General features: G+C 61.6%; 6 protein-coding genes and 1 pseudogene. 3 read left to right on the plus strand and 4 right to left on the minus strand.

Features of this window, described 5'->3' with window-relative positions:
- Positions 1–5: 5 nt before the first annotated feature.
- The 3 genes from QXZ85_RS33275 to QXZ85_RS33285 form a co-directional block, all read right to left on the minus strand.
- Positions 6–1,994 carry a heme lyase CcmF/NrfE family subunit gene (locus QXZ85_RS33275; protein ID WP_315705930.1) on the minus strand — a complete coding sequence of 663 codons (1,989 nt, stop codon included), beginning with the start codon at positions 1,992–1,994 and terminating at the stop codon, positions 6–8.
- Between the two features lie 302 nt (positions 1,995–2,296).
- A complete protein-coding gene (locus QXZ85_RS33280; RefSeq protein WP_316175642.1) occupies positions 2,297–3,832 on the minus strand; it encodes an ankyrin repeat domain-containing protein in 1,536 nt (511 codons plus the stop codon).
- Positions 3,819–5,120 (minus strand): NAD(P)-binding domain-containing protein, encoded by a 1,302-nt coding sequence (locus QXZ85_RS33285; RefSeq protein WP_316175641.1) that lies wholly within the window; start codon positions 5,118–5,120, stop codon positions 3,819–3,821. The genes QXZ85_RS33280 and QXZ85_RS33285 overlap by 14 nt, the downstream gene beginning before the upstream one ends.
- A 437-nt stretch (positions 5,121–5,557) precedes the next feature.
- On the opposite strand from QXZ85_RS33285, the gene QXZ85_RS33290 reads away from it, so the two are divergent.
- Positions 5,558–6,385, plus strand: coding sequence for a pyridine nucleotide-disulfide oxidoreductase (locus QXZ85_RS33290; RefSeq protein ID WP_315705933.1), 828 nt, complete (start codon positions 5,558–5,560; stop codon positions 6,383–6,385).
- Between the two features lie 12 nt (positions 6,386–6,397).
- Positions 6,398–7,750, plus strand: a complete 1,353-nt coding sequence (locus tag QXZ85_RS33295) for a cytochrome C (protein ID WP_315745489.1) — start codon at positions 6,398–6,400, stop codon at positions 7,748–7,750.
- Positions 7,751–7,773: 23 nt separating this feature from the next.
- On the opposite strand, the gene QXZ85_RS33300 is transcribed toward QXZ85_RS33295, so the two are convergent.
- Positions 7,774–8,013 (minus strand): hypothetical protein, encoded by a 240-nt coding sequence (locus tag QXZ85_RS33300; RefSeq protein ID WP_315705935.1) that lies wholly within the window; start codon positions 8,011–8,013, stop codon positions 7,774–7,776.
- A gap of 286 nt (positions 8,014–8,299) precedes the next feature.
- On the opposite strand from QXZ85_RS33300, the pseudogene QXZ85_RS33305 reads away from it, so the two are divergent.
- Positions 8,300–9,117: pseudogene (locus tag QXZ85_RS33305) on the plus strand (hypothetical protein); the annotation flags it as partial.

The following is a 9,117-nucleotide window of genomic DNA, read 5'->3' on the forward strand; positions in this document are numbered from 1 at the left end:
TTGTCCTACTCGGCGGGGATAGCAGCTGGTATGGCCTGTGCGGCACGTCGCGGCGCGCCGACGCGAAACCGGCGGTCGGCGAGTGAAACAAAGCCGCCACACGCCATCATCAGCGCTCCGATCCAGACCAGCGGCATCAAGGGGTGATAGTAGAAACGGACTGCCCAGGAGCCTTTGTCGTCGGGATCGCCGAGGGTCACATAGACGTTCCAAAGCAGATTGGTGCGGATGCCGGCGGCGGTCGTAAGCTGTTGGCGAACCGGATAGAAGCGACGCTCGCTGAACAGCTGCGTGAACGGCTTGCCATTGCGCGTGATCTCGAAGACCCCGCGTTCGGCCTCGTAGTTGGGGCCCGGTACCTTTCCGACCGAACGTAGCCGGACATCATAGCCGGCAAGCTGCAGGCTTTGGCCGGGCCTTAGCATTTCGATCTTCTCACCGGCCCATGCCGTCATTCCGGTGATGCCCGCAACCGTCACACCCATGCCGGCATGGGCAAGCACCAGGCCATAGACGGCGAGCGGCGTCGTCGCCGCAAGGTTGAGTGTCCTTGCCAGCGGCGTCGACGTGCCGAGGCGTATGCGGTGAGCCAGCACCATCAACGAGCCGACGATGAGCCACGCGGACACGCCCAGGAAGAACGCAACCAGGAAGTGGCGCCCGAACGTCGCGACGAGAACCCCGAGGAAGACCAGCGCAGCCAGGCCCGCAGCGGTCTTGAGCCGCCGAAGCGCATCAACGAGGGCGTCACGCTTCCATCGCAGGACAGGACCAACCGTCATGGCCAGCAGAAGCGGCACCATGATGGGAACGAAGGTCATGTTGTAATAGGGCGGTCCAACGGAAATCTTGTCTTTTCCGATCATGTCGACCACGAGCGGATAGAAGGTGCCGAGAAAGACCGTCGCTGCAGCGGTGGTGAGCACCACATTGTTGAGCACGAGTCCGCTCTCGCGGCTTACCGCGCCAAATAGCGCGCCATGCTTCAGCGTGGGCGCCCGGATCGCAAACAGGGTCAATGCGCCGCCCGTTGCAACCAGGATCATGGCAAGGATGAATGCACCGCGGGCGGGATCCTGCGCGAAGGCATGAACACTGGTGAGCACACCGGAGCGGACCAGGAACGTGCCGATCAGGCTGAGCGAAAATGTCAGGATCCCGAGCAGGATCGTCCAGCTCAGAAGCGCATTCCGACGCTCGACCACCAAGGCGGAATGGAGCAGCGCAGTGCCGGCGAGCCACGGCATGAAGGAGGCGTTCTCCACCGGGTCCCAGAACCACCAGCCGCCCCAGCCCAGCGTGTAGTAGGCCCAGGCGCTGCCGAGCGTGATCCCGATCGTCAGGAAACACCATGCAGCGAGCACCCAGGGGCGGACCCACCGCGCCCAGCTCGCATCGACCTTGCCCTCGATCAGCGCTGCGACCGAGAACGAGAACGCCATCGAGAAGCCGACGTAGCCGAGATAAAGAAACGGCGGATGGATCGCGAGGCCGGGATCTTGAAGGATTGGATTTAATCCATTGCCTTCGAGCGGAGGATCGACGAGCCGGGTGAACGGGTTCGAAGTCCAGACAACGAAGCTCAGGAATCCGAGGCCGATCATCCCGTGAACGCCCAGCACCTTGCTTTGCAGTCCATCGGGAAGATTCGTGCCGAACAACGCGACCGCAGCGCCAAACAACGAGAGAATGAGGACCCACAACAGCATGGAGCCCTCGTGATTCCCCCAGACGCCGGAGACCTTGTAGAGAAGCGGCTTGAGCGTATGCGAGTTGGCGGCCACGACCTGGACTGAGAAGTCCGAATGCACAAACAGCGAGGTGAGGCACGCAAACGCGATAGCGATGAACAGAAACTGGCCGAGGGCTGCTTGGCGGATGAAGGCGGCAATCGTCGGCTCCTGGCGCCTCAGTGCGACGAATGGCACGACCGACTGCACGAGCGAGATGAGGAGCGCCAGAATGAGAGCAAAGGATCCGGCTTCAGCTGTCATCTTGTCCCCCGTTGGACGCGTCTATTCCTGCGACGGACTATCAAGTGTCCGTGATGCGGCGCACTCAATGCGCCGAATGGGGCATCAATCGTACGGAAACATGATGTTCGTCAGATTGCGGTTGGTCGCTATTTGCAACTCATTCTCAGCGAGGAGAACGGCGCGACGCTCACACCGTATTTCACTGACGAATGCTCGCTTGCGTGCGGACGACAGAATAAGTGGCAGCTGCAGCTGCGTCGTTGCGTCGCAGTTGCAGGAAGCGATCTCGTCGTGTGTCCGAGATGAAGTGAGCGTGGCCGCTATTCGAGCAGCTTGGCGATTTCGCCGTGGCCGCCGATCGTGGCGATGTCGCTCGCTCGTTCTCGCCGTTTGTTTTTCAAGGACTTGTCGGCGCCGGCGGCAAGCAGGTTTTGCGCGATCTCGCCGTGACCTTCATGGGCCGCCATCATCAGCGCGCTCATCCCTTGTGCGTTGCGAGTGTTGATATCGACCTTGCGCTGCAAGAGTGTCCGGACGACATCGGTCAGTCCGGCACGCGCCGCCAGGATCAGGGGGGTGTTGCCGCTCTTGGTCGGAGCCTTCGGATCGGCGCCGCCCTCGAGTAGAACAAGGGCGGCCGCAGCTCCGCCGTTCTCCAGAGCTTTCAGCAGTGGTGTCATTCCGTCGGCATCGGCTCGGCCAACCTCAGCGCCGGCGCGGATCAGCTGGTCGAGCGCTCGGACGTTGCCATGATCCGCCGCGTACCAGAGCGCGGTCCGGCCCTGCTTGTCGGTCGTATCAACCGCAGACCGCTGGACGAGCTGTGGCGCGATCGCCTCGTTGGCGCAAGACGCAACGGCGACCATCAGCGGCGTCCGGCCGTCTTCGAGGACCGGCAGGCCACCCGCATGTTCAAGAAGCGGAGCGATCGTCTCGGCCTTGCAGCGGCTGACGGCTATTGCGAGCGCGGTCGAGCCGTCTGCCCTGGTCGCGGATGCGTCGGCTGATTTAGTCAATAGCAATTTGACCATATCGGCGTAGCCCTTGTCTGCCGCCAGCATCAGCGGCGTATCGCCGTGCCGGTTACGGACGTTGGGGTTGGCGCCTGACGAGAGCAGGAGTTCGGCGAGTTTGACCTGGCCGGCGGCTGCGGCAATCGCCAACGGCGTGTCGCCTTCGTCGTTCGTTGCGTTGACGTCGGCCTTCGCTGCGATCAGCTGACGCATTGGCGCGATCTGGCCGCGCAGGGCTGCATCGATGATATCGGGCTGACCATTTCTCGACGCGGCTTGGGCGTCGAGTTTCGGATTGGCTGCCACGCGTTCGACAGTGCGAACGGTGGCATCGGGACGCTTCTGGGCAGCCGCAGGGTTGCGGCTTGCGACCTCGGTCAGCAGCCGCCCGGCAGGTTCGTAGCCGGCCGCCGCGGACCGGCGCAGCCACTCGCGGGCCTTCTCGACATCGGTCGACGTTCCTCGTCCGGCGAGATACATCGACGCAAGGTTATATTGCGCCTTGGTGTGTCCCTTCTCGGCGCTGAGCTTCATCCATTTGAACGCCAGGCCGTCATCAGGTCTGGTCCCGAGCCCGGACCGATAGAGCGAGGCAAGGCGATATTGCGCGTCGCGATCCCCGCTTAGAGCGGCCGGCTCGAGCAGCTTCAGCGCTTCGGCGGGACGTCCGGCCCGGATCGCCGTATCGGCAGCCCGGCTCGCGGCAGAGGACGCGTCCGTCGTGACGGTCGCGCCGTCGCGCAGCTCCGATGGACTGGCCGCTCGCGCGAGGGGCGGGATGGCTTCGTAGCCGAAAAGACAGATCAGGATGGTAGCGACATGAGCGGGCCTAGGCTGTGCCATACTTGGTCTCGACTTCGATTCCCATGCTTTTGAGAAATGCGGTCGGCAGGATGCCGCCGACACAGACGATGATCGCGTCGTTGGGTATCGTGCTCAGCTTGCCTTTGGCGTCGATTTCGACATCGTGCTCGCCGATCCGCTTCACCGATGAGTTCAGGACGACATTGAGTCGTCCGGCGCGTTCTGTAGCTTCGACCCGTTCGCGATTCTTCGGCTTGGCGCGATTGAACGATTCACTGCGGTGCGACAAAGTGACCGTGGTGCCGGGTTCGTCGGCCACCGAACAGGCCGCCTCGAGCGCCGCATCGCCACCGCCGACGACCAGCACGTGCCGCCCCTTATATTGTTCCGGATCGATCAGGCGATAGACCACCTTGGACTGCTCTTCGCCCGGAACGTCGAGCTTGCGGGGCGTTCCTCGCCGACCGATCGCCAGGAGAATCGCGCGCGTCTTGTAGCTGTTGCGGTCGGTCTTCACCTCAAAGCCGTTGTTGAGCTGGATGACGGCATCGACCCGTTCGCCGATATTCACCTTGAGCTTCGTTTTGTTCACAATGCTCATGAAGAAGCTGATCAGTTGCTCCTTGCTCAGCTCTCGGAAGTTGAACTTGCCGGCCAGCGGCAGTGTGAAGGGGGCGGTCATCACGAGCTTGCCGCGCGGGAAATGAGCGACCGTACCTCCGAGCGAGTCCTGTTCCAGCGTGACGAAGCGGAGCTTGTGATGCATTGCCGCGAGACTCGCCGATAGTCCGGCCGGACCGCACCCGACGATCACCACGTCGAGCATGTCGGGCTTGCCGAGATCCTTCATCTTGCGAACGGAATCGATCGCTTGACGTCCTTGCTCAATGGCATTGCGGACCAGCCCCATCCCGCCAAGCTCTCCGGCAATGAAGATGCCCGGCACGTTGGTCTGGAACTGCTCATTGACATTGGGGATGTCGATGCCGCGCGTTTCCGTGCCAAAGACAAGGGTGATGGCGTTCACCGGACATACCGCCTTGCAGGCACCATGCCCGATACAATGCGAAGGCTCCACCAGCGAGGCCTTGCCGCCGATCAGGCCGAGAATATCGCCTTCGGGACAGGCTCTGACGCACGAACCGCAACCGATGCACAATGCCGGATCGATGATCGGATGAAGCGATGCCGGTTCGAGCAGTCCAGCCTCCTTGGCGGCTGAGAGCTTTGCCACGCTCTTGAATTCGCGATGTTTGCGCGCTGCGACGTAAGCGGCCCAGACGCCGACCATCGGAGCGGCGTAGACGACGAGCAGATCCAGCGCCATGTCCTCTCTCGCACTCACATTGTTGTTCTGCGGGTCATCGCGCGTCAGCAGATATCCGGACTGACAGGAGCAGAGGAAGTCATTGCCGCGCACGGATGCCGAACGTTGCTTCTCGGCACAGGCGCTAGATGCAAGTTCTTCTCAACAGCTCCCGACACAGAAATTCCAGAATGATCACTACACGTGCGCGCATGACCAGCCGCGATCGTTAATCAGTAGCGGCTGGCGGAAATAAGGCTCAGCTCAATGACAACGGCGTCACCTAATAGAGCAATCATCAGTGCACAATCGGCTGGCTTCGTCGGCCCGGTAGAACCTCGATTAGCAGGCGACGAATTGTCGCATGTCGTGAGCAGTGCATTCGACCTGGCGCGGGGCTTCGCAGGATGAGCGGGGCGACGAGGGCGCGTACGGGCGGCAACCCGCTTCGACAAATAGTGCCGATTCTGCTGACCGTGATCGTCTGTTGTGCGGTGGGCGTTGGATGGTTGCAGAGGGATGAGGAATATGTGACGCCCGATTCCGGTACCGGGTACTGGCTCGGCATCTACGGCAGCTTGGCGATGTTATCGCTGCTGGTCTACTCGCTGCGCAAGCGGTTCAAGTCGATGCGCCTGATCGGGTCGATCCCATTTTGGTTCCGAACCCACATGCTGCTCGGCATCTTCGGGCCCGTCCTGATTCTATTTCATGCAAATTTCAAACTCGGGGCGCTCAACAGCAACGTGGCATTTTTCGCGATGCTGATCGTCGCCATCAGCGGCGTCATCGGCAGATACATCTACGGCAAGATCCATTTGGGGCTTCACGGCAGGAAGGCGCATGTGAAGGAGCTGTTGGCGGAAGCCGAGGCGATGAGAGCGGACCTCGGCCAGGACATGAAGGCTGCGGCCTTTGTGTCGCAGCAGCTAAGCGCGTTCAGCAAGGGCCTCGAGAACAAGGTACCGCGAACTGCGCTCGGCAGCCTGCGCACAGGCGCGATCATTACCGCGCGCACCAGGCGATTTCGGCACGACGTGGTGACGGAAGCACGACGGCTCGTTCGCGCCGAAGCCAAAGGAGCGCGCTGGTCATGGTCGGAGCGGCGAAGGCGCCAGAAGCGGATTGAAAATGTGGTGCGGCGTTATGCTGCAGCGGTTCGAAAAGCGGCGGAGCTGACGTTCTTCGAGCGGCTGTTTTCGCTCTGGCACATCTTTCATCTGCCGTTGTTTTTCCTGATGTTGCTTGCCGGCATCGTGCATGTGTGGGCGGTCCATCATTATTGACGGAGTTGCGTGATGAGATGGCGCCTTGCAGCACTTGCGATCGTCGCAATCGGTCTTGCGGCCGCCGGGGCCCGAGCCCAGACGGTCCTGGAAAAGTTGGTTATGCCGGGACCGCTGGCCGGCAAGCACGCCAAGTTCGAAACCGAGTGCGGCAAGTGTCACGAAGCGTTCACGCGCAAGGCGCAGACCGGCCTCTGCCTTGATTGCCATAAGGAAATCGCCGCCGATCGCAAGGACCACGTGCGGCTGCATGGACGCGAGCAGGGGGCGCTCAGCCAGGAGTGCCGGCAGTGTCACACCGACCACAAGGGGCGCGACACCGACATCGTTCAGCTCGACAAGGAAACCTTCAACCACGATTTTACCAATTACCGGCTGGTCGATGCACACAAGAACGTTCCGTGCGCCGGATGTCATGTCGCGAAAGTCAAGTTTCGCGACACGCCCTCGACCTGCTTTGACTGCCACAAGACGATCGACCCTCATCACGGGCGGCTTGGCGAGCGTTGCGAGAATTGCCATGTCGTCGTGAAATGGCGCGACACCAAGACCTTCGATCACGCAAAAACGAAGTTCCCGCTTGTCGGTGCCCACAAGTCGGTCGCTTGCGCCACCTGTCATTCGAGCCAGCAATACAAGGATCTGCCGACGTCTTGCGTATCCTGTCATCGGCTCCAGGATGTCCATGCCGGCCGCTTTGGCGAGAAATGCGAGACCTGTCACGACCAGGACAAGTGGAAAACCACCCACTTCAATCACGACAAGACCAAGTTTCCGCTGCGCAACGCACATGCCAAGGTGAAGTGCGAGAGCTGCCATACGGGCGATCTCTACCGCGACAAGCTCGCCACCTCCTGCGTCTCATGTCATCGGAAGCAGGACCCGCACCAGGGGAAGCTGGGGGAGCGCTGTGAGAGGTGCCACAACGACACGGGCTGGCGGAAGAATCTTTCGTTCGACCACGAGCTCACCCGGTTTCCCTTGATCGGCCTGCACAAATCGGTCCCGTGCGAGGAGTGCCACCGCTCCCAGACTTACAAGAACACGCCCACCGCTTGCGAAAGCTGTCACAAGGATTTCCACCAGGGGCGGCTCGGAGGGCGATGCGCGAGCTGCCACAACCCGAACGGCTGGTCCTTGTGGCGATTCGATCATGCGCAACAGACGCGCTTTCCGCTCGTAGGGCAGCATCAGAAGATCACATGCGAGTCCTGCCACAAGGCGAAAGCTCCACCGAATCTGAAGCTGCCGATGGACTGCTACAGCTGTCACCGCGGCTCAGACGTGCACAATGGTACCTTTGGACAGAGCTGCGAGCGCTGTCATGTCGCGACCGGGTGGCGCAACGTTCAGATCAGAAACTGAGTCGGATCGAACGCCGCTGCGGATCAGTCCGGTTCGTCTGTAACGCGATCACTCTGTAAGGCGATCGCCTTGTGAGGCGATCGTGAAAGCGTGCGCTCAGGCGCACGCTTGTCCTGGCTTTTCATGAGCAAAATCAGGCCCGTTCCGGACGCCTCGCCATGCGCGAGCAGGCGTCTCGCGAGCAGTGCGCGGAAGTTCGCGTGGCCGTTCAGTTTGAATTCAGCTTGGTCAATTTTTGGGCCAGCTTGAAGCCTCTTTCTCAAGCTGCGGTTCGGTGTATTCGCACCGTAACGACTACTACGGCTGACGACCGCGCATGGGGTCGCGTGCGTTGCCGCAGAGATGAAGCGAAGGAGTGCGTGGCTATCTGAAGGGCGAGTGGATGGGGATCTGAAACCATCTCGCCAAATCGGACATGCGTGACAGCTTTGATGGAATTCCGAGAGGCGACCGCCGGGCGGTTTTGCCTGATGGATCCGCTTTGCCTGACGGTCAGACGACCGCATCGCGCAGCTCCGAATCTTGTGGTCGGGAAGTTTGGAGACTGGGGTGGAGTGCACGTACCGCATTGTTAGGCCGCTCGCGCGTCAATCGCGCACCGCACTGTGGTGCGCGATCGCTGCGATCCTGTTCGCGTTCGCAGCACTCGACCCGGCCGTGGGGCAGGGATCGTTCGACCATTTCTCCACTGGATTTCCGCTGACCGGCAGTCACCGCGCGGTGGAATGCTCATCGTGCCATGTCGGTGGGCGGTTCAAAGGCACGCCGACGCAGTGCGCGAGCTGTCACAACGGCGCGCAGACCGCGGGCATGTCGGTGAATCATCCCAAGACCACCACGCGCTGCGAAAGCTGCCACCAGACCTCGACCTGGAAGGACATACGAGTCATCGATCACACACAGGCGAAGGCGCCGTGCGCCGCCTGTCACAACGGTCTGATGGCCCGTGGTAAGCCGAAAAATCACATCACGACCACGGCCCCCTGCGACACGTGCCACCGGACCACCGCCAGCTTCCGCGTTGCGATGAGGATGGATCACACCGGCATCGTCGCCGGTTGCGCCAATTGTCACAACGGTACGGTTGCCCGCGGCAAGTCGAGCGGACACGTGCCGACAGCGCTTCCCTGCGAATCCTGTCATACGAACACGTCCAGCTTTGCCGGTGCCACATTCCAGCACAGGGCGACCGACACCAACTGCGCGACCTGCCACAACGGTTCGACGGCGATGGGCATGACGACGCCACCGCACATCCCGGTGACGGGCGTGCAGTGCTCGAACTGCCACACGAACACCGCGGCGAGCTTCGCCACCTACACGATGAACCATGCGTCGGTGTCGACGGCGCGCTGCGACAGCTGCCA

The sequence above is a fragment of the Bradyrhizobium sp. SZCCHNGR1005 genome, assembly GCF_032489995.1.
Classification (GTDB): domain Bacteria; phylum Pseudomonadota; class Alphaproteobacteria; order Rhizobiales; family Xanthobacteraceae; genus Bradyrhizobium.

Excerpts from the sequence above, each read along its gene's own strand:
- QXZ85_RS33275 (WP_315705930.1), bottom strand. The coding sequence starts at position 1,994 with ATGACAGCTGAAGCCGGATCCTTTGCTCTCATTCTGGCGCTCCTCATC.
- QXZ85_RS33280 (WP_316175642.1), bottom strand. The coding sequence starts at position 3,832 with ATGGCACAGCCTAGGCCCGCTCATGTCGCTACCATCCTGATCTGTCTT.
- QXZ85_RS33285 (WP_316175641.1), bottom strand. The coding sequence starts at position 5,120 with ATGGCGCTGGATCTGCTCGTCGTCTACGCCGCTCCGATGGTCGGCGTC.
- QXZ85_RS33295 (WP_315745489.1), top strand. The coding sequence starts at position 6,398 with ATGAGATGGCGCCTTGCAGCACTTGCGATCGTCGCAATCGGTCTTGCG.